General features: G+C 70.2%; 3 protein-coding genes (1 of these 3 only partly in view). All 3 read left to right on the forward strand.

Going from position 1 to position 22,097, the window contains the following annotated elements; translation table 11 throughout:
* Tightly spaced (each overlapping or abutting the next), the 3 genes in view from GVY39_RS29075 to GVY39_RS29085 form a layout consistent with a single transcriptional unit that may run on beyond the window.
* A protein-coding gene (locus GVY39_RS29075) for a type I polyketide synthase (RefSeq protein ID WP_159930109.1) crosses the window boundary here: on the forward strand, positions 1–8,206 show its final stretch. It extends 13,598 nt beyond the left edge of the window; only the last 8,206 of its 21,804 coding nucleotides appear in the window; the start codon falls outside the window, past its left edge; the stop codon is at positions 8,204–8,206.
* Positions 8,203–20,298, forward strand: a complete 12,096-nt coding sequence (locus GVY39_RS29080; protein ID WP_159930110.1) for a thioester reductase domain-containing protein — start codon at positions 8,203–8,205, stop codon at positions 20,296–20,298. Before GVY39_RS29075 ends, GVY39_RS29080 begins: the two co-directional genes overlap by 4 nt.
* Positions 20,295–22,097, forward strand: a complete 1,803-nt coding sequence (locus GVY39_RS29085; RefSeq protein WP_159930111.1) for a thioesterase domain-containing protein — start codon at positions 20,295–20,297, stop codon at positions 22,095–22,097. The genes GVY39_RS29080 and GVY39_RS29085 overlap by 4 nt, the downstream gene beginning before the upstream one ends.

Raw genomic sequence — 22,097 nt, forward strand, 5'->3', positions numbered from 1 at the left:
CGAATCAACGGATACAACAACATATTTCGGCTTCACGCTCGGACCGGATTCCCCGCGCTACCTGGCCGACCATGTCGTGAATTCGGCTGTCGTCGTGCCGGGCGCCTGGTTCGTCGCGACCATCGCCGACACCGCGCGCGAACTCGTCGCCGATGACGTCATCGCGATCGATGACCTCGTGATCACCAGCGGTCTCACGCTGACCGGTCCGCGGCAGGTGCGAGTGAGCTTTCAGCCGTCCAGCGACGGGTGGGCGGTGGAGGTGACGACGCAGCGATCCGGCATCCACGCCCGTGCCCGCCTCCTCAGCGCGACGCACCGCGTTCCGGCCGGTTCCAGCCCGGCGGAGGTCCTTGCCCGGTGTTCGGAACAGCTTGCCGGAGTGCACCTCTACGAGATGCTGGCCCGAGCGGGCCTGCCTTATGGTCCTGCGTTCCGCCGTATCGCCGACGTGCGCTTCGGGCAGCACGAAGCCCTGGTGACGCTGACGGATCCCGACACCGGAAACGGCGCGGGCATCGTGCACCCCGTTCTGCTGGACGCGGCGTTCCAGGCGACATACGCGGCGATGTCGCCGCGGGCCGCCGAGCGCACGTGGGTGCCGTTCGCCGTGGACCGGGTGCTCGTCTCGGTCGCGGCGGGCACCGTTCGATTCGGCCATGTGCGCGTCGTCGAGCAGACGCCACAGCTGTGTGTCGCCGATGTTCGACTGCTCGATGAGGAGGGCTGTCCGGTGCTGGTCGCGAACGGATTGCGAGTGATGCCGTCACCCACGCCGAGCTCGTCCGGGCAAGCGCCCGCCCGTGTACCCGATGATCGGTCGGTCGCGGACACCTACCGAATCGACTGGCGCGAGGCGGAATCGGTGCTACCGGCCACGGCGACCGGGCGCTGGCTGGTCATCGGTGCGGCCGGAGACTTCACCGACGGTCTCGCCGACGCCTTGCGGGCGCGCGGCGCGGACTGCGTACTCGCTCGGCCCGGTCGTGGTTTCGCGTTCCGAAGCCACAACGAGTTCGAGGTCGACCTGGGCGTGCCCGCGGCGGTCCGTGCGCTACTCGGGGCGGTCGGCGACGGACGCGTACCGCTGCGCGGGATCGTCTCCGCCATCGCGCTGTCGGCCGACGACGCACCCGCGCCTGTCCGCGCTGAACGTCTGGTGGTAGGTGCGATGCATCTGGTGCAGGCCGCGGCACTGGCGGGAGAGCCCGCACTGTGGCTGCTGACCCGTCGCGGGCAGCGGGTCGATGCCTCCGACCTGGTGGCGCCGGAGCAATCAGCGCTGTGGGGTTTCGCCCGCAGCGCACAGCTTGAGCATCATGAAATCACCTGTCGGATAGTTGATCTCGACGACAAAGCCGATATCGGCACAGTGGCCGACGCCCTTGTCGCGTCCTCGTCACCGCGCCAGCTCGCGCTGCGCCAGGGAAGCATGCGCGTGCCGCGGCTCGTGCCGTTGGCGGCCTCGCCGGGCGGCCTCGGAGTTGTGTCCGGCACGGGGACGGTGCTGATCACCGGTGGCCTCGGTGGTGTGGGGTTGCGGCTGGCTCGCTGGCTGGTCGACCGGGGCCGGCCGCAGGTGGTGCTCGCGGCGCGGTCCGCGCCCGACGCTCGGGCGGAGTCGGTCATCGCCGAATTGCGGGGACGTGGAGCGCGGATCACGGTGCGGTCGCTCGATGTCACCGATCGTGGCGCCGTGGCGGCCACGCTGGACTGGATCGACCGCGAGCTGCCGCCTCTGGCGGGAGTGGTGCATCTGGCCGGAGTGCTCGACGACGGGGTGATCGCCGAACAGACCGCGACACGGGTAGGGCGGGTTCTCGCGCCGAAGACATTCGGAGCGTGGAACCTGCACGAGCTGACCATGTCTCGCCCGATGCGCTTCTTCCTGTTGTTCTCCTCTGCCGCGGGAGTGGTCGGTTTGCCCGGCCAGTCGAGCTACGGCGCCGCCAACGCCTTCCTCGACGGTCTGGCCGAGTCGCGAAATCTGTCGGGCTCGCCCGCGCTGTCGATCGCGTGGGGGCCGTGGGCGGACACCGGAATGGTCGAGCGGCTCAGCGGCGGCGCGGTGGAGCGGCTCGCCCGGCGCGGCTACGGCATGTTGCGTCCTGAGCAGGCCTTCGACACGCTCGGCCAGTTGATCGATTCGGCGACAGCGGCAGCGGTCACGACGATGCCGCTCGCGCTGCCGGGACCGGCCATCGATGTACCGGACGTGCTGCTGGATTCGGTGGCAGTTGTCCCTGCGGCTTCCGAAGACGCTGCCGCTGCCACGGATCTGTCCGCCCGAATGGAATCCCTGGTGCGGCGCTGCCTCGGACTGGCGCCCGGCGCCGATCTCGATCGCCCCCTGCACGAACTCGGGCTCGACTCGGTCGCGGCCCTCGAGATCCGCGACGAACTGTCGCGCTCCAGCGGTCACCGACTGCCCGCAACGCTGGCCTTCGAGTACCCCACACCGCGCGCGGTCGCCGGCCTGCTCGTGCGGTTGGAGTCGGTGCGAGAGCCGTTCGCGCCGGAGCACGGCGATTCGTCCGATCGCACGGCACGGACGCCCGCTCCCACGGGCGACGACATCTCGGTTCCAGGGATCACCTCGACTGCGCCGAACGGAGCCGTCCTGCCGCAAGTACCGGACAGCGAATTCACGATGCCCGCGAACGGCGCGTCGGCCGCTGCCGATCTGCCGCCCGCCGACGGACGGCTTAGTTCCGAACAGCGACCGAGCACCTCGCGTGTATCGGCCGACTCGGTCACGTCATGGGCGGCACCGACCGCGCCGGACACGGCCGCCGACTCGGAGCCCGGCCATCATCCCGACGCGGTGGGGGATATCGCGATCGTGGGCGTAAGCGGGCGGTATCCGGGCGCGGACGGACTCGACGAGTACTGGCGGGTGCTGATCGAGGGACGCGACTGCGTCACCGAGATCCCACCGCACCGCTGGGACCACACCCGCTATTTCGTTCCGGACCGGCACAACCCGTTCACCTCCTACACCAAGTGGGGCGGGTTCCTCGACGACGTCGACTGTTTCGATCCGCTGTTCTTCGCCATCTCCCCGCGCGAGGCGGAGATACTCGACCCGCAGGAGCGGCTTTTCCTGCAAACCGCCTGGGCCGCCTTGGAGGACGCCGGTCATTCCCGGGCCGACCTGGCCCGTGGCGGCCTGCGACCGGAGCAGGCCGGGGTGTTCGTCGGCGTCATGTGGGGCACCTACCAGATGTTCGGAGCGGAGGAGTCCCGGCTCGGGCGCGGCACGCTGCCGGGCTCGACGTTCTGGAGCATCCCGAACCGCGTGTCGCACGCCCTGAACTTCCAAGGGCCCAGCATGGCGGTGGACACCGCGTGCTCGTCCTCGCTGACCGCGTTGCACCTGGCCTGTCAGAGCATTCGCACGGGCGAATGCCGGTTGGCGGTGGTCGGCGGCGTGAATTTATCGCTGCATCCCTACAAGTTCGTCGCGCTCAGCCAGGGACAGTTCGCCTCCACCGACGGCCGCTGCCGCTCCTTCGGCGCGGGCGGTGACGGATATGTGGCCAGTGAAGGTGTCGGCGCGATGGTGCTGCGGCCGCTCGCGGACGCCGAAGCCGACGGCGACACCATCTATGGCGTCATCAAGGGCACCGCGATCAATCACGGCGGCCGTGTCAACGGGTTCACGGTGCCCAATCCCGACGTGCAGGCGGCGGTGATCCGCTCGGCGCTGCGCGTCGGCGGGGTCGACCCGGCGTCGGTGTCCTACATCGAAGCGCACGGCACGGGCACCGCACTGGGCGATCCGATCGAGATCGCCGGTTTGGCGAAAGTCTTCGGTGACGCCGGAATGGCCGAGTTGCCGATCGGTTCGGTGAAGTCCAATCTCGGCCACCTGGAGGCGGCGGCCGGTGTGGCGGCGCTGACGAAGGTGCTGCTGCAATTGCGCCACCGGGTCATCGTTCCGTCGCTGCACGCCACACCGCCGAATCCGAATATCGACTTCGCGGCCACTCCGTTCCGGATTCCGGCCGAGCCGCTGCCGTGGCCCGGCGGAAACCCTGCCCGGCCGCGTCGGGCGACGGTGAGTTCGTTCGGAGCGGGCGGGTCCAACGCCAACGTGGTGATCGAGGAGTACGTCGACCGCAGGCCGCGGACCCGGTTCAGTGGCGGGCAGGTGGTCCCGGTCTCGGCTCGCGACCGGGAACGGCTCGCGGATTATGTTGCGGCGCTGAACCGTTTCCTGGCCGCCCAGCAACCCGACCTCGCCGATCTGGCGTACACCATGCAGGTCGGCCGTCAAGCCGGCAGTGCTCGCGCCGCGTTCGTGGCACGCGACATCGACCAGCTGCGCGCCGCCGTCCGCGCGTGGGTCGACGACGCACCCGGCGCCCGGTCGTGCCGGGACGCGGCGGAGGATTCCCGGCTCGCGCGCTGGCTCGGCGGCGGTGACATCGATTGGAGCACCGTCCGCGATCCTGGACCGCGACGCCGTATTCCCGCGCCGACGTATCCGTTCGCACGGGAGCGGTACTGGATTCCGGACGTCGCGCCCGCGCCGCAACCTGGCCCGGGCTCACAATCCGGCCCGGCCTCGCGGACCGCGCAGGGGTCGCAGTACGCGTCCGCACCATCGTTATGGGCCGCATCACTGCGCCCGTCGGTGCCGGGATCCGGTTCGATGACCGATCCTGCGCGCTACGGGCCCAGCTCTACACCGCAGATGACTCCGCTGCCGCAAGCCGACCCTGGGCAATCCGCGCCCCATACGGTCATGCCGTCGCCGCAACCCCCGCCCAGGCACGGGTCGGCACCACTACCAGAAACCACCCGGCCGCAGACCTCGCCGGGTCGACAATCGGTGCCGGAGTTCACGCCACTGCCGCAGTCCGTATCAGCCCAATGGCCCACGCCCAGCGCACAACCCGCGCTGACGGAACGACGATCGCTGGTTCCGGTCTGGCGGGAAGCTCCGCTGCCCAGCGCTGACCTGCGCTCCCGGCACAGCTTGGTCGTGTACGACGCACGGACCCCACACCACTTGGTCGAGGCGCTGGGCGTCGCGAGCGGCGATCCGGGACGTCTGGTGCGGATCTCGGATGTGCCGGGCGACCCGAGCCGCGACGACTTCGCCGCGGGCGCGACACTCGGAAGGACGCTGGCGGCGCGCTACCCCGACACCGACTGCGTGCTGGACGTGTGTGACCTCGTTCCCGCGGCGTCCGGCCGTCCCTCCGGCGACCTCGGCCGGATGGGGCTGTACCAGGGCGTAATCGAGGCGCGCACCGGTTCGCTCACGCTGGTGCACGTCACCGCCGGCCACCCCGGCGCGGGCGGCCCGGAGTCCGCGCCGCTGGGCGGTCTGGTCGCCGCGCTCGCCGAAGAAATCCGTGACGTGCGCACCCGCAGCGTCCACGTGGTCGCGGAGCACGACGCGGTGTGCGCCGATCCGGCCCGGTTGCTGGCGATCCTGGGCGCGGAGAGCGGCGCCGCCGAGGACAGGGCGCCGCGAGTGCGGTATCGCGGCGGAGTACGCGAAGCGGTCGAACTGGCGGACGCGACGCCTCGCGACGGTCTCGTCGTGGACCCCGCCCGCACCTATGTCGTGACCGGCGGCACGCGTGGCCTCGGCGCGGAGTTCGCCGCGGCGCTGGTGGAGCGCGGAGCGCGCCGCTTGGCCATCCTCGGCCGGGAACCGCTGCCGCCCGAACCGGAATGGGATCAGGTGGCCGCCGGGGCCGGGGCCCTGGCGGACAAGGTGCGGCGGCTGGTCGCGTTGCGTGATCGAGGCGTCGCGGTGCGCACCTACTTCGGCAGCCTGACCGACGAGACTAGCTTGTCCGGCTTCTTCGACGCGGTGCGGCGCGAACTGGGCCCGATCGGTGGCGTGCTGCACTGCGCGGGAAGCGTTTCGACCGAGAGTCCGGCGTTCGTGCGCAAGACCGGCCCCGCCGTCGCGGCCGTGCTCGCGCCCAAGCTGGCGGGCACCGCCGTCCTCGCCGACGTGCTGGCCGCCGACCGGCCGGATTTCTTCGTGTTGTTCTCGTCGGTGTCGGCCGTCCTGCCCGGTCTGGCGGTGGGTCTGTCGGACTACGCGATGGCCAACGCGCACCTGGACCGCTTCGCCGAGGCCCAGCACGCCGCGGGACGGCCGTGGTTCCGGTCGGTGAACTGGCCTTCGTTCCGCGACACCGGGTTCGGTGAGGTGAACACCGCGGCCTATCGGGCTACCGGCCTGCCCGCATTGACCGCCGCGGCGGGGTTCGAACTTCTCGACGCTGTGCTGGGCCTGCCGGATACTCCCGTGGTCTTGCCGTATCACGGCGCGCTGTTGCGTCTTTCGACGCGCACGAGTGTGCCCCCCGCGCGCGAGACGACGTCCGCGGCGGCTGCCCGGTCCGCAGTGGCGAACGGGTCCGCGGTGGCGTATCGGGAACTGCTGCAAATCTTCTCCGACGAGCTGAAGCTGGACCCGGCCCGTTTCGAGGGCGACAAGCGGTTCGAGGAGTACGGCGCGGACTCGGTGCTGATCGCCTCGGCGGTGCGCCGGATCGAGCAGGTCGTCGGTCAGCCCTTCGACCCGGCGCTGGTGCTGGAATTCCCGACGCTGGACGCGCTGGCGGGTCTGTTGACCGAGCAGTTCCCGGAACGCTTCGCGCCCGAACCGTCGTCGCAGTTAGCGGCTGATCCGCAGCCGACGCCGGATGATCCGCCGCGCGCGGGGGAGACCGCGCAGTCCCGTCCCAGCGCGGCCACCTGGGCCGCCGACGCCCGCCGCGGCCGAGCGTCCGAACCCATCGCCGTGATCGGCATCGGTTGCCGCCTGCCCGGCGGCGACACCCCGGACGCGTTCTGGCGGCTGCTCGCCGCGGGCGAGTCGGGCATCCGCGAGGTGGACCCGGCGCGCTGGGATCCCGCCCGCTTCTACCGCCCCGGCGGCGGCCCCGGTCTGACCAACAGCAAGTGGGGCGGGTTCGTCGACGGTGTCGATCTGTTCGATCCGGAGTATTTCGGGGTCACCGACGAACTGGCCTGGCAGATGGACCCATTGCAGCGGTTGCTGCTCGAGGCGTCGGTGCTGGCCACCTCCGACGCCGGATACCGGCGCGACGAGCTGGCGGGCAAGCGGGTCGGCGTCTACGCGGGCAGTCGTTCGGCGAACTACTTCCACCGGATCCCGGTCGCCGATCGGCACACCATCATCGGCATCGGGCAGAACTTCATCGCCGCGCGCATCTCCGACTTCTTCGATTGGCACGCGGGCAATGTCGTGCTCGACAGCGCTTGCTCCTCGTCGCTGCTGTCGGTGCACCTGGCCTGCCAGGCGCTGCGCGCCGGAGAGGTCGACGCCGCGCTGGCCGGTGGCGTGGAGGTGCTGCTCGACGAGTTGCCGTTCGTCACCCTGGCGGCGGCGGGCGTGCTCTCACCCCACGGCCGGTGCGCGACGTTCTCCGAAGACGCGGACGGTTTCGTGCCGGGCGAGGGCGCGGCGCTGCTGCTGCTCAAGCGGCTCGACGACGCGCTCGCCGACGGCGATCGGGTCTACGCGGTGCTGCGGGGCTCGGCGATCGGCAACGACGGGCACACCATGGGCATCACCACACCGAATATGCGGGCGCAGATCGAGGTGGTCACCGCGGCGCTCGAGGCAGCGGGAATGTCGCCGGATGCCCTGTCGTATCTGGAGGCGCACGGCACCGGCACCATGATCGGCGACCCGATCGAGCTGAAGGGGTTGGCGACCGTGCTGGGCGACCGCTCGCGCGGCCCGGAGCCGTGTGCGGTCGGCAGCGTGAAAACCAATATCGGGCATCTGCTCTCCGCGGCCGGCATCGCTGGGGCCGTCAAGACGATCCTGGCCGTGCACCACGCGGCGCTGCCGCCGTCACTGCACTGCGACAACCTCAATCCGCGCTTCAAGTTCGCCGGTTCGCCGCTGCGGATCAACCGGGAACTGCGCCCGTGGCGGCCCGCCGACGGCAGGCCCCGCGCGGCGGGCGTCAGCTCGTTCGGCTTCGGCGGCACCAATGCCCACCTGGTCGTCGAGCAGGCGCCCGACGGGCACCGGCCGACGCGCCGCCCCCTGGATCCACCTGCCTTCCGCAAGAGGAGCTTCATGCTGCCGAAAACGGTTTCCAGCACATCGACGGAGCCCACGCCACGCATCGTGGTCCCGATGACGCAGAGCGCGCCCGCGCCGTCGTTCCTCCGTGTGGAGCCGCTGCGATGAGCGGGATCGACCTGGACAGCTTCGCCACCACCCTGCGGGCCGAGGACCCGGTGGTGCGTGACCACCGCGTGCACGGTGTCCGGATTCTGCCCGGCGTGGTGTATCTCGACATGATCCTGCGGGCGGCGATGTCGGCCGGCTACCGGCCCGGCGACCTGACGATCCGGGAAGCGCTGTTCCAGCGTCCGGTGGCTCTCGGTGACGACGACGCGGTACGCATCGCGTTCCGGATCGACCGTCCCACCGGACGTGTCGCCATCGACGTGCAGCGCTTGGACTCGACGGGCGCACCAGCCGGGGCGATCGAGCCGGTCGCGGAATGCGTTGTGGTGGAATCGGATTCGTCGGTCGAACCGAGCGGCATCGATGTGGCCGAGTTCCGGGCGGCGGCGCGGGACCGCGGTATGGCCGAGCTGTACGCCCAGAGCGGCAGCCGCGGCATCGAACATCGCGAGTTCATGCGCGCCACCGGGCATTTCGCCCGCCGCGACGACCTGGTCACCGCCACGATGGGGCTGGGACCGGAAGCCGCCGCGCATCTGCCCGGCTTCCTGCTGCATCCCACGTTTCTGGATGCCTCCACGATCGTGCCGTTCATCGACCCGCACCGGCTGGGCGTGGACGCCGAGAGCGCGTTCATCCCGATCTACTTCGGTGACGTCCGCGCCTGGCGGGCCACCCCCGAGGAGGTCTTCGTGCGGGCCACGGTCCGCGGTGGCGGCCCGGACCTGCTCGAAGCCGATGTGGCGCTCTACGACCAGGACGGATCGCCGGTGGCGCGTTACCGGCTGACGTCCAAACGGGTGCGGGGCAGCGAGGACATTCGACGGTTGCTGACGCGGACCGACGCGGTAGTCCGGTCACAACCCGCACCACGATCCGGCACCCATTCGGCTCCGGTGACGCCGTCAGGTGACCCGCGTGCCGTGATCACCGCCGACTTGGCCGCTCTGGTCGCCGGTGAACTCGGCGCCGATCCCGCCGCAATCGCGACGGACGTGGGGTTCTACGAACTGGGCCTGGATTCCGGTCGCCTGCTGCGGCTGACCGCGGAGCTGGAGGCCAGGGTAGGCGAACCGCTCTACCCGACACTGCTGTTCGAATACCAGACCATCGAAGCGCTCGCCGGACACCTCGCCGACACCGTCGGCGGGAACTACCGGCCAGACGCTGCCGTCACCATGGCTGCGCCGGAATCCGAAATCGACACCGAACATCCTGAACGATTCGCAGGCTCGACAGGATTCGACTCGGGCCAGGCAACGGTCGCCTCGACAGCGGCTCCCGCACCGGAAACCTCTGCCCCAGCCGAGACCGGACACGCCGCCGCGGCCGGCGAGGACCTGATCACCTTCGGGTTCGACTGGGAACCCGACACCACCACCCACCCGCGTCGCGAACCGACCAGCCTGCTCGTCTTCGACACTGCCGACCACCCGTACCCCCACCCCGGGGCTGCCACGGTCGTGCGGGTGCGGCCGGGTGGTGAATTCCGCTCCGGTGCAGACGATTTCCTCGTCGACCCGGTGAACGAACAACATATGGAGCTGCTGGTCGCACAGCTGACGGCCCGTCGGCTCCACTTCGACGCCGCGTTGTACTTGTGGCCCGAATCCGCGACCGAAGACGACCCGCAGGCGCTGATCGAGCGGGTGTACCTGCCGCTGCGTGATCTGCTGCGTGCGACGGCCGGGATCTCCGAACCGCCGGTGCGCCGGGTGCTCGCGATCGCGCCCGCGAGCCCCGCGGGTGCATCGACTTGCGCCCTCTTGGGCGGTCTCGCCCGCACGCTGCGGCTCGAGCAGCCGCAACCGATTCTGCGTGCCGTCCAGCGCGACCCCGCCGCGCCGATCGACGAGATCGTGGCCACCGAGCTGGGCATCGACGAACGCGACCCGGCGACCGAGATCCGCTACCACGGCCGCCGACGTGAGATCCGCCGGACGCGCCTGCTGACGGACGCCACGACGAGTTCCGGCGACGCGGCGCTGCGTCCGGGATCGGTGGTCGTCGTCACCGGCGGATTCGGTGGCATCGCCCGGCATCTGGCGCGCCGCCTCGCCACCGAGTACGGCGCCCGGCTGGTGCTGGTGTCCCGCCGTCCGCTCGACGCGGCGGCCGCCGGTCTGCTCGCCGACCTCAACGACCTCGGCGCGGAAGCGGTGCACGTGCGCGCCGACGTCTCGATCGCCGCGGACGCCGAACGCGTCGCCGCGATCGCCCACGCCACCTTCGGACCGGTCGACGTGCTCTACCACGGTGCGGGACAGTTGCGCGACGGACTGTTGTCCGGCACCGGCCGTGACGCGGCGCGGTCCGTGCTGGCGCCGAAGGTCTCCGGCGTCGGGCACTTGACCCGGGCGCTACCGGAGGTCCGCCTGACGGTGCTGTTCTCGTCGGTCTCCGCGGTGCTGGGCAACCCCGGGCAGGCCGATTACGCGGCGGCCAACCGCTATCTGGACGTCTTCGCCGAACAGCGTGACCGGGCCGGAAACAGGACGATCAGCATCAATTGGCCGCTGTGGGCCGAGGGCGGGATGCTCCCGCCTGCCGAACAGATCACCGCACTGCGGCGGGCCGGTGTCGGACTGCTGCCCACCACGACCGGCCTGGACCTGCTGCTGTCCTGCACGACATCCAACCGCGCCCACTTCGCCGCGGTATGGGGCGAGCCCGAAACCCTGCGAACACGACTACAGCCGCCAATTCCCTCGGCGAACGCCCCTGCCGCCGAACCGGTGTCGGCGAACGAGCACCGTGTGTCCACCGGCGCCGAGGAGCCGATCGCGATCGTCGGAATCAGCGGCCGCTATCCGGACGCGGAGGACATCGAGGAGTTCTGGCGCAACCTGCGTGACGGGCATGACGCGGTCGGACCGGTCCCCGCCGAACGCTGGTGGCTGACCGCCGCAGGGGAGGCCCCCGGCGCGCCCCCGATGATCGGTGGCTTCCTGCGCGACGTGGGCGGATTCGACCCGCAATTCTTCCGCATTCCGCCGGTCCAGGCGCCGCTGCTGGACCCGCAGGAGCGTTTGTTCCTGCAGCAGGCCTACGCGGCGCTGGAGCACGCCGGATATCACCACACCGACCCGGCCGTGCGGGATCGCCGCGTCGGGGTGTTCGTGGGCGCCACCTGGAGCGACTACCGGCTGCTCGGGGTCGGTGCCACCCGCGACGGCGATCCGGTCGCGGTGGCCTCGATCCCGTCGTCCATCGCCAATCGCACCTCCTACACCCTCGGTCTGCGCGGCCCGAGTCTCACCGTGGACACCGCGTGCTCGGCGTCGCTGACCGCGCTGCATCTGGCACGGCGCAGCCTGCTCGGCGGCGAATGCGACGCGGCGATCGTCGGCGGAGTCAACCTGCTGCTGCACGAGGACAAATTCCTGCTGCTGCACAGCCTGGGCATGATGTCCGACAGCGGCCGGTGCCGACCGTTCGCCGCCGCCGCCGACGGCTATGTTCCCGGCGAAGGTGTCGGCGCGCTGTATCTGAAGCCGCTGTCGGCCGCCCGCGCCGACGGTGACACCATTCACGGCCTGATTCTGGGCAGCGCGATCAACCACGGTGGGCAGACGTCCGGATACAGCGTTCCCCATCCCGGAGCGCAAGCCGAGGTGATCGGCGAGGCACTGCGGGCGGCCGGGGTCGATCCCGACACGATCGACTATCTCGAAGCACACGGCACGGGGACACCGCTCGGCGATCCGATCGAAATCGCCGGATTGGCAGTGGCTTTCGGCAGAATCAGTGACGCCGGTCGCTCCCGCGCTCTCGGGTCGACCAAATCGAACATCGGCCATTCCGAAGCCGCCGCGGGTGTCGCGAGCCTGACCCGGGTGCTGTTGCAGATGCGGCACGGCCGGATCGCGCCGACACTGCACGTTGCCCGGATCAACCCGGCCATCGCGTTCAACTCGGTGCCGTTCCATCTGCCCCGGGAAGTGGAGGATTGGCCGCGCCGCACCATCGACGGGGTCGTGGTGGCTCGGCACGCGGGCATCAGCGCCTTCGGCGCGGGCGGCGCGAACGCCCATGTGGTGCTAGCGGAATTCGTCGACGACCGCGTTCACCCGGCCGGGACGATCGGACCGGAGGTCTTCGTGCTGTCGGCCCGCACACCGCAGCGGCTGCACCGATACGCCGAGCGGATGGCGCGGCACTTCCGCACCCTCGATCCAGCGGATTTCACCGACGCGGTGCGCACCTTGCAAGTGGGCAGGCCGGCGTTGGCGCACCGTCTCGCGGTGGTCGCGTCCGCACCGGTCGAGGTAGCCGACGCGCTCGACCGATATCGCACCGACCAGCTCGGCCCTGTGGTCACCGGCACCGTCGACGCTCAGAGCAGGCCGCCGCGGTACGCTCCGGCGGCCGACGAGCAGGAACTGGCCCGCCAGTGGGTCGCGGGGGTCGAGGTCGACTGGCGCGGGCGCGGCGGCCCGCAGCGCCGAATTCCGTTGCCCGGCTATCCCTTCGAACGCACCGACTACTGGATCATCGCACCGCCGCGCTCGGAGTTCGACGCTGCGGTGGAGCGCTTCGATGCCTCCGTCGAGCTCACGGGCATCGTGGAGCCCGGCAAGGCCGAACTCGGCCGCTACGCGGCGATGCTGTTGTTCGCCACCTTCGCCGGAATGGGACTCACGCCGGGGGAGTGGACCGTGCGGTCACTGGACGCGCACCTGGGTGTGCGGCCCGAATTCGACCGGCTGCGCACCAGCTGTCTGAACATCCTGCGGCGACACGGGCTCGTGCGGTGGCAGGACGACCGGATCGAGGTCCCCGGCCCGCCACCCGGCACGGGCGGGATGCGCGCCGATCTGATCGCGCGCTTCCCGGAAACCGAGCCGTACGTGGCGTTGCTGGACGCCTGCCTGGCAGCCTATCCACGCGTACTGCGCGGGGAGCTGTCGGCGACGGAGGTGCTGTTCCCCGGCGGCGACATCGAGATGGTGAGCGCGATCTATCGTGGCAACGCCGCCTACGACTTCACCAACGGCCTACTCGCCGAACTGGTATCGGCGCTCGCGCAGCGGCACGACGACGCGCGGCCGTTGCGGATCGTGGAAGTCGGCGCGGGCACGGGCGGTTCCACGCACGCGGTGCTCGACGCGCTCACCGAGCGCGGGATCGCGTTCGACTATCACTACACCGACGTGTCGCACAGTTTCCTCGCGCATGGGCGACGCACCTTCGGCGCGCGCCCGAACCTGCGTTTCGCGGTGCTGGACATCGACTCCGACCCGGTCGCGCAAGGATTCCCCGCCCACGAAGCCGATCTGGTGGTCTGCGCCAACGTCCTGCACGCGACGCGGTCGATCGATGCGACCTTGCGCAATGTCCGGCGCCTGCTGGCGCCCGGCGGTGTGCTCGCGTTCACCGAGGCGACCACCGACCTCGAAGTGCTCGCGCTGACCTTCGGGTTGCTGGAGGGCTGGCATGCCTACCGCGATCCCGGGATGCGTATCCCGCACTCTCCGTTGCTGTCGGAAGCACAATGGCACGCCGCCATGACCGCGGCGGGGTTCTCGGGAGCCCGTTCGTGGGGACCGGGTCTGTCCTCCGATCCGGAACCGAGTTTCCGGCTGCTGGCCGCCGTCAGCGCCACCACGCGGCCCGCTGCCGGGGACACGGCGCAACCGACCGACGACGTGCAGCCCGAACCCGCCGCGATCGCTCGAGCTCCTCTCGCACCCGCCGTGGAACCCGGCGCGGGCGTGCAGGCCGAATACACACACGCCCCGAAGCCGAGCGCCCCGGTCAGCTATGCGGCCGATGCCACGGCCTTGGAAGCCGAACTCATCGCCATCGTCGCCGACGGACTCGGTGTGGCACGCGGCGACGTGCGAGCCGAACTGCCCCTGTCGGAGTACGGCGTCGATTCCATTCTCGCGATCAAGATCATCGACCGGGTCAACGCCCGCTACGGCCTCACGCTGCGACCCACGGTGGTGTTCGACCATCCGTCCGTGCGGCTGCTCAGCGAGCACATGGCCGCACAAGGCGCCACGGCGACCAGCAGAACATCTCCGGTGTCCGGCGCGTCGGTTCCCCGAACCGTCACCGCCCAGGCCGCACGGCCCAGCGAAAGGTCAGCATCGATGGACATCGCCATCATCGGCATGTCCGGGCAGTTCCCGGGCGCGCGGAACCTCGACGAGTTCTGGCGCGCTCTCGCCGCCGGGCAGGATGCGGTGACCGAGGTGCCCGCGTCACGCTGGCCGGTCGCCGACTACTTCCGGCCGGGACCGGCGGCACCCGGCAAGACCTACTCCAAGTGGGGCGGGTTCCTCGACGGCGTGGAAGAGTTCGATCCGGCGTTCTTCGACCTGGTGCCCGCCGAAGCCGACTACATGGACCCGCAGCAGCGCTTGTTCCTCGAGCACAGCTGGCTGGCCCTGGAAGACGCCGCCATCGATCCGAAGTCGTTGCGGCGCACGCGCTGTGGGGTGTTCGCCGGATCACCGGGGTCGGACTACGCCACCCTGCTGCGCAACCACGGCACCGTCGGCTCCCATCACCTCTTCACCGGCAACAGCCCGGCCATCCTGCCCGCCCGGGTGGCCTACCACCTGGACCTGACCGGTCCGTGTCTCGGTTTGGACACCGCCTGCTCCTCGGCGCTCGTCGCGCTGCACCAAGCCTGCCGCAGCCTCGCCTCGGGGGAGTCGGAGCTCGCGCTGGCCGGCGGTGTCGCGGTTTTCGTGACGCCCGAATACCACCTGCTCGCTTCCTCGATGGGCATGCTGTCGCCGCGCGGCCGCTGCGCGAGCTTCGACGCGGGCGCCGACGGTTTCGTGATCGCCGAAGGCGTCGGTGTGGTGGTGCTCAAACCGCTGGCCGCCGCCGAACGCGACGGCGACCCGATCCACGGCGTGATTCGCGGGATCGGCATCAACCACGACGGCCGCACCAACGGCATCACCGCGCCGAGCGTTCGCGCGCAGACCGAACTGGAACTGGCGGTGTATCGCGACGGCGGGATCGACCCGTCCACCATCGGCTACGTCGAAACTCACGGCACCGGAACACGTTTGGGTGATCCGATCGAGATCGAAGCGCTCACCACCGCCTTCCGCCACCACACCGGCGCGGTCGGCGCCATCCCGGTGGGGTCGGTGAAATCGAATATCGGCCACGCCTCGCACGCCGCCGGGATGGCGAGCCTGTTCAAGGTGCTGCTGGCCATGCGCGCCGGACAGTTGCCGCCCTCGCTGCACGTCGATTCGGTGAGCCCGCTGCTCGGGTTGGACGAGTCGCCGTTCTTCGTCAACACCGAACTGCGTGGGTGGGACGGAGCGCCGCGGCGTGCGGCGATCAGTTCCTTCGGTTTCAGCGGCACCAACGCGCACGTGGTGGTCGACGGCGCACCGGCGGCGCGGTCCGCCCGGCGTGACGCACCGGGCGGACCGCAGCTGATCGTGCTCTCGGCGCGCAGCGCCACGAGCCTGATCCGGATGGCGCGGACGCTGCGCAGGCATCTGACCGCGCATCCGGACACGGCGCTGGCGGATGTCGCGTGCACGCTGGCCCACGGGCGCAGCGGATTCGAGCATCGGCTGGCGGTAGTCGGCGACTCGGTGGATGCGATCGCCGCCCGGCTGGCTGCCTTCGCCGAGGGCGATCGTCCTGCGGGAGTCCGCACGGGAACGCTCGACGCCCCGACCGCGCACCGGCCCGGCGCCACCGTGCTCGACGACCCGGTAGCGGTGGCCCGGCAATGGGTCGAGGGGGGACACGTCGAACACTCCGGTTGGAACGACCCGCTCGCGCGCCGTATCCACCTGCCCGGCTACGAGTTCGATCGGCAACGGTGCTGGGCGCCCGAGCTGAGCGTTGCCGCTTCGTCCACACACGAGACCGGCTCCGTGCGCTTGCCGAACGGGATCTTCGGGCCTCAGGACCTCCACCGAGCCGCGGCACAGAGTTCGGCACCACGAAGTGCCACGGCACCCGAGGCCGGTGCACTCGAGGGGGTAGGCGCCTCCGGCGCGGCCGACACACCGGCACCCGTCGAACCCGAAGCCGCGGCCGTTACGGCACGCGGGGAGACCGAAGGCTCGGTTATCCCTGCATCCCGCAGTGTCGGTGAGACCGGCAACCATAGCGCGCCCGGCACTGCCGCTCACGAGAATCGCGCGCTCGCGACACCCCGTACCGAGCCCTCCTCCGTAGCAGATCCCGCAGCGTTGCGGGGCGACGCCGAGACCTATCTGAAAGGCCTGCTCGCCGAGTACTGCCGCTTGGACCCGCATCGGATCCGCACTCGTATCCCCCTGCAGGACTATGGGATCGACTCCGTGCTGATCAGCAAGATGAACGATCGGCTGGAAACCGATTTCGGGCCCCTGCCCAGCACTCTGTTCTTCGAGTTCCAGACCGTCCGTGACCTCGCGGGCTATCTCGCCGAGCAGCACGCGCCACGCCTGGCCGTGCTCACCGCGGGCCGGCCCCGCACCGGCAGCAACCCGGAAGCGACGCGCACGGTGGCGGCGGATCACCCCACCCCCGAACGGGCACCGGAGCCAACCGAGCTCGCCACACACGATGCGGACGACTCCGACGACATCGCCGTGATCGGTATGGCGGGCAAGTTCCCGATGGCGGGGGACATAGAAGAGTTCTGGACCAACCTGGTCGCGGGCCGCGACTGTATCGTCGAGGTCCCGCCGCAACGCTGGGACCACAGTGAATACCTCTCCGACGACCCCGACGAACCGGGCACCACCTACGCACGGTGGGGTGGGTTCCTCGACGACGTGGACAAGTTCGACGCCCGCTTCTTCGGCATCACGCCCAAGGACGCCGAGGAGATGGACCCGCAGCAGCGGTTGTTCCTCGAAACCTCCTGGGCGGCACTGGAAGACGCGGGCTATTCGCCGGATCGGGTGCACCGCAGCGCCGCGGCGCGCGGTCTGCCCGATGCCGGGGTCTTCGCCGGGGTGGGCTACGCCGAGTATCAGGCGTTCGTCGGCGTGCCGATCTCGGGATATTTCGCGGTGGCGAATCGGGTCTCCTACCATTTCGGTTTCGACGGACCCAGTCTCGCGGTCGACACGGCGTGCTCGGCGTCGCTGACCGCGCTGCATCTGGCCTGCGCGAGCCTGCGGCGCGGCGAGTCGGCCTACGCGCTGGCCGGCGGGGTGAACGTGTCGATCCACCCGGGCAAGTATCTGCTGCTCGGCTACGGCCGCTGGGCCTCCACCGACGGCCGGTGCCGGTCGTTCGGCGCGGGCGGCGACGGCTACGTGCCCGGTGAGGGAGTGGTCACCCTCGTGCTCAAACCACTGCGGCACGCGCGCGCCGACGGTGACCGCGTCTACGGCGTGATCCGGGGCAGCACGATAAACCACGGCGGGCGCACCAACGGGTTCACCGTTCCCAACCCGGTCGCACAGGCCGACCTCATCGGCCGGGCGCTGACCGCGGCCCGCGTCGACGCGGGCGACATCGGCTACGTGGAAGCCCACGGCACCGGCACCGCGCTGGGTGATCCCATCGAGATCGCGGCACTGACCAAGGCCTACCGCAGCGCGAGGTCCGAACGCGGCTATTGCGGCATCGGCTCGGCGAAATCCAGTGTCGGGCATCTGGAAGCGGCGGCGGGCGCCGCGGGCGTGGTGAAGGCGCTGCTGCAACTGCGCCACGACACCATCGCGCCGAACCTGCACAGCGACCCGCCGAACCCGGGGATCGATTTCGCGGCGACGCCGTTCCGGGTCATCGACCGGCCCACGGCCTGGCCGCGTCCCGACGACGGCAAGCCCCGTATCACCGCCGTCAGCTCATTCGGTGCGGGCGGCTCGAACGCCCACGTGATCCTCACCGACGCCGAGCCCACCGTGCCGACCGCCGAAGACGGGCAACCGCGAATCGTGGTGTTGTCGGCGCGCGATGGTGACCGGCTCACGGAACTGGCCGCTCGCACAGCGGACCGGCTGCGCGAACACCCGCTGCCGCTGCCCGATGTGGCGTGGACGCTGGCCGTCGGGCGGAGCGCGTTCACACATCGCCTCGCGGTGGTGGCCACCTCCACGGCCGAACTCGTCGAATTGCTCGACAGTGCAGCCGAGCCGAGTTCCCCGGCACCGGCCGAAGGGCTGCTCATCTTCCGTGGCGTGGCCCGCACCCACCGCGAACTCGACGAGTTGCCCGGCGAGTCGGACGCCGACCGCGCCGAAGTGCGCGCGCTGCTGCGCTCCGGCAATCTGCCACGGGTCGCCGAGCTGTGGGCCGGCGGCTGGAGCGTGGACTGGGAACAGGGCTACGACCAGCCGTTCGGCCGGACCGTGAGCCTGCCCGGCTACCCGTTCGAGCGGCGCAGGTACTGGATCGTTCCCGAGGACTACCGCAAACGCAGCCACCCGGCTCCTCAGGTGGTCGCGAAAACAGTGGTCACGCAGGAAAGCGGGCCGCCTCGGGCACAGCAGCGCAACGGCCGTTCCACGAACGGCACCGCGCACCGAACCGAACCGACGTCGACCGAACCGATCGAGCCGCGCACGGACCTGCCCGCTCCGACCGGCGTCACCGAACCGGTCACCACAGCCCCGACCGGCGACGAATTCGACAGCGAGATGTGCGATCGGCTCGCTGAGCACATCCGCGACATCTTCGCCGATCTGACCAAGTCCGACCCGGCCGATCTCGACCTGGACGCGAATTTCACCGACTTCGGGTTCGACTCGGTGGCCACCGTCCGGATGCTGAACCGGCTGATGAAGCACTACGACGTCAAGATCCCGGCGGAGTCGACCGAGCTGCATCCCACCATCGCGTCGCTGTCGCACTACCTGGTGGCCGACGGCATCATCGCCGGGACGACGCGGGACGATGTCCCGCGCGCCACCGCGGTGGACCCGGCCGCGACAGTCCAGCAAGACATCCCGCCGGTGCGCATGGACGCTCCGATCGCGGTGCGGTCGGTCTTCATCACGGGCGTGACCGGCGTGCTGGGCGGCAAGCTGTTGCACGATCTGCTCACCCGCACCGACGTGCGAGTGACCTGCCTGGTGCGCGGCAAGACCGTGGCCACGGCCGAGCGCCGGGTCAAGCACTTCCTCAGCACCTACGATCCGGACGGAACGCTCGACCAGGCGTTCACCGATCGCGTGACCACGGTGCTCGGCGACGTCTCCGGCGAACGGCTCGGCCTGGACGAGACGACCTGGCAGCGGCTCGCCGACGACGTGGACCTGACCATCCACGCCGCCGGCCGCACCACCCTGGTCACCTTCTACGACGCGCTGGCCCCGATCAACGTCGAAGGCACCCGGCGCGCGGCGGAATTCGCGCTGCGCTCACGCGGCAAGTACCTGGTGTACGTGTCGAGCTTCAGCGCGCTTGGTGATCGGCTCAACTTCAACAACCCGCCGTTCACCGAACGCGATCTGGAACTGGGCCAGGGCTACGACCATCTGCCCTACCAGCAGACGAAGTACGAGTCGGAGAAGCTGATCCGGGCGGCGAGCGAACGCGGGCTGCTCTGGGACATCGTGCGCCCGGGCAACATCATGGGCGACAGCCGCACCGGCCGGTATCCGTTCTCCGAGGTCAGCGTGAAAGGCGCGTACTACGACATCCTCAAGACGATGATCGAGACCGGCGAGACGATGCTGACGCCGGTGCACTGGGACATCACCCCGGTCGACTACGTCAGCGCCGCGATCGTGCACATCGCGATGCACCGCCCCACCTACCGGGAGACCTACCACCTGACCAACCCCGACATCCGGCGCTATTACGACGTGGTGCGCTATGTCCAGCGCGCCGGGTACGACGTGACGCTCGTGCCGTTGGAGGAATTCCACCGCAGGGCCACCGACCGGCAGATCTACCGGCTGGGCACCGACGAGGTCTACGACAGCCAGACCCTGGAGATGTTCAAGTACGGCATCGAACTTTTCGGCACGATCCACTACGAGGAGAGCTCCTACGCCGACTGCGCCTACACCCGGCGCGTGCTCGCCGCCGCGGGCATCGATTGCCCGCCGACCGAGGATCTGGTGCGGGTGTATCTGGCGCACTGCGCGGAGGTGGGCTACATCCCCGCGCCGCGCGCGGCCGAGCCGACCGCGGAGGCGTTGCGATGAGCGGCGAGTGCACGATCGTCTTCCCGGGGCAGGGCGCCCAGCGCACCGGGATGGGCGCCGACTGGTGCGCCGAGTTCCCGCTCGCGCGAGAGACGTTCGCCGAGGCCGCTGCCGCGGTGGGCGAGGATCTGCTGCGGATCTGCGTCGAGCGCGATCCGCGGTTGCATCGCACGGAGTACACCCAACCGTGCGTGCTGACCATGGAGATCGCCGCCTACCGGGTGCTGGTCACCGAATTCGGCGCCTGGCCGGTCGCTTTCGGCGGCCACAGCCTCGGCGAGTACGCCGCGCTGGTCGCCGCGGGCGTCTTCGAACTCGCCGACGGGGTGCGGCTGGTGCGCACCCGCGGTGCGCTGATGCAGCGGGCGGTGCCCGAAGGCCAGGGCGCCATGGCGGCGCTGATCCTGCCGGACATCGCCGCTTGCGGGGTGGCCGAACTGGTGGTCGAGGCGGGCGCCGAAGTGGCCAACGACAATTCGACCGACCAGCTCGTCATCAGCGGCGACAGCGACGCGATCGCGGCCGCGCGCGCCGTCTTGGCCGACCGCCATCCGGACCTGCGGTTCGTCCCGCTGCGGGTGAGCGCGCCGTTCCACTCGCGGTGGATGCGCGGGATCGAGGCCGACTTCGCCGGACATCTGGCCGACTGCGCGCCCCGCATGCGCGCCGCACGCGCGGTCGCGGTGACTTCGAACTACACCGGTGAGTTCCACCGGCCCGAAACCCTCGCCGAGCATCTGGTCCGCCAGATCTCCGCTCCGGTCCGTTGGACCGCGAACATGCGCGCGTTGCTGCGCTCCGGCACACCCCGGTACGAGGTCGGTCCGTCTGCTCCGCTGTCGAAGTTCTTCGCGACGCTCGGTGCGCCGGTGATCCGGATCGCGACGGTGGGTGATCTGCGTACCCTGTCTGACGAAGCCGGATCGAAAAGTCCCATGGGTGAAACCCTTTCGGCTTCTGCGACCCTCGAACCGCAGACCCCTGCGGCGGATCCTGTTCCGGCTTCTGCGACCGTTTCGGTTACCCCCGAACCGGCACGACGCCCGGAGACGGGCGGGCTGACCATCCACCGCAAAACCGCGGGCACGCCGCGTCTGCGATTGTTCTGCTGGCCGTTCGCCGGCGGCAAAGCGGCGGCCTACACCCCGTGGCGGCAACAACTGCCCGACTGGGTCGAGCTGTGCGCGATCGAGCTGCCCGCCCGGCAGCGGCATCTGGCGCAGACGCCCATCCGCCGCTTCACCGACCTGGTCGACGCCGCACTGCCGCTGATCCTGCCGCTGACCGATCTTCCGTTCGCCTTCTTCGGCCACAGTCTCGGCGCGCTAACCGCCTACGAGGTCGCGCGCCGCCTGCCCGCGGGAGTCACGCCGCGGGCGCTGTTCCTCGGCGGAGCGGTCGCCCCGCACCTGCCCAGGCCGGGACGCTTGTCGGACCTGCCGGATCACGAATTCACCGCCGCGGTCGGCCACTACGGCGGAATCCCGCCGGAAGTGCGCGAGACCCCTGAAGTGATGGCGCTGTTCCTGCCCGCTTTACGCAGCGACTTCGAGATTTTCGACGACTACCGGTTCACACCCGCCGACGCGCCGTCGTGCCCGGCTCATTTGTTCGGCGGTCGTGACGACCGTCAGGTGGCTGTCTCGCAGTTGGAGGCCTGGCGCGATGTCCTGCCGGGGCTGCGCTCCACCGAGCTGCTGCCCGGCGGTCACTTCTTCCTCGTCGAGCAGCGGGCAGCGCTGCTCGGCTCACTCGCGGACAAGCTCGACGCTGTCCGCCCCGACGCGGTACCCGCCTGA

The organism is Nocardia sp. CY15, from assembly GCF_009829295.1.
Taxonomy (GTDB): domain Bacteria; phylum Actinomycetota; class Actinomycetes; order Mycobacteriales; family Mycobacteriaceae; genus Nocardia; species Nocardia sputi.

Coding starts and splice junctions, on each gene's coding strand:
- GVY39_RS29080 (WP_159930110.1), top strand. CDS start 8,203: ATGAGCGGGATCGACCTGGACAGCTTCGCCACCACCCTGCGGGCCGAG.
- GVY39_RS29085 (WP_159930111.1), top strand. CDS start 20,295: ATGAGCGGCGAGTGCACGATCGTCTTCCCGGGGCAGGGCGCCCAGCGC.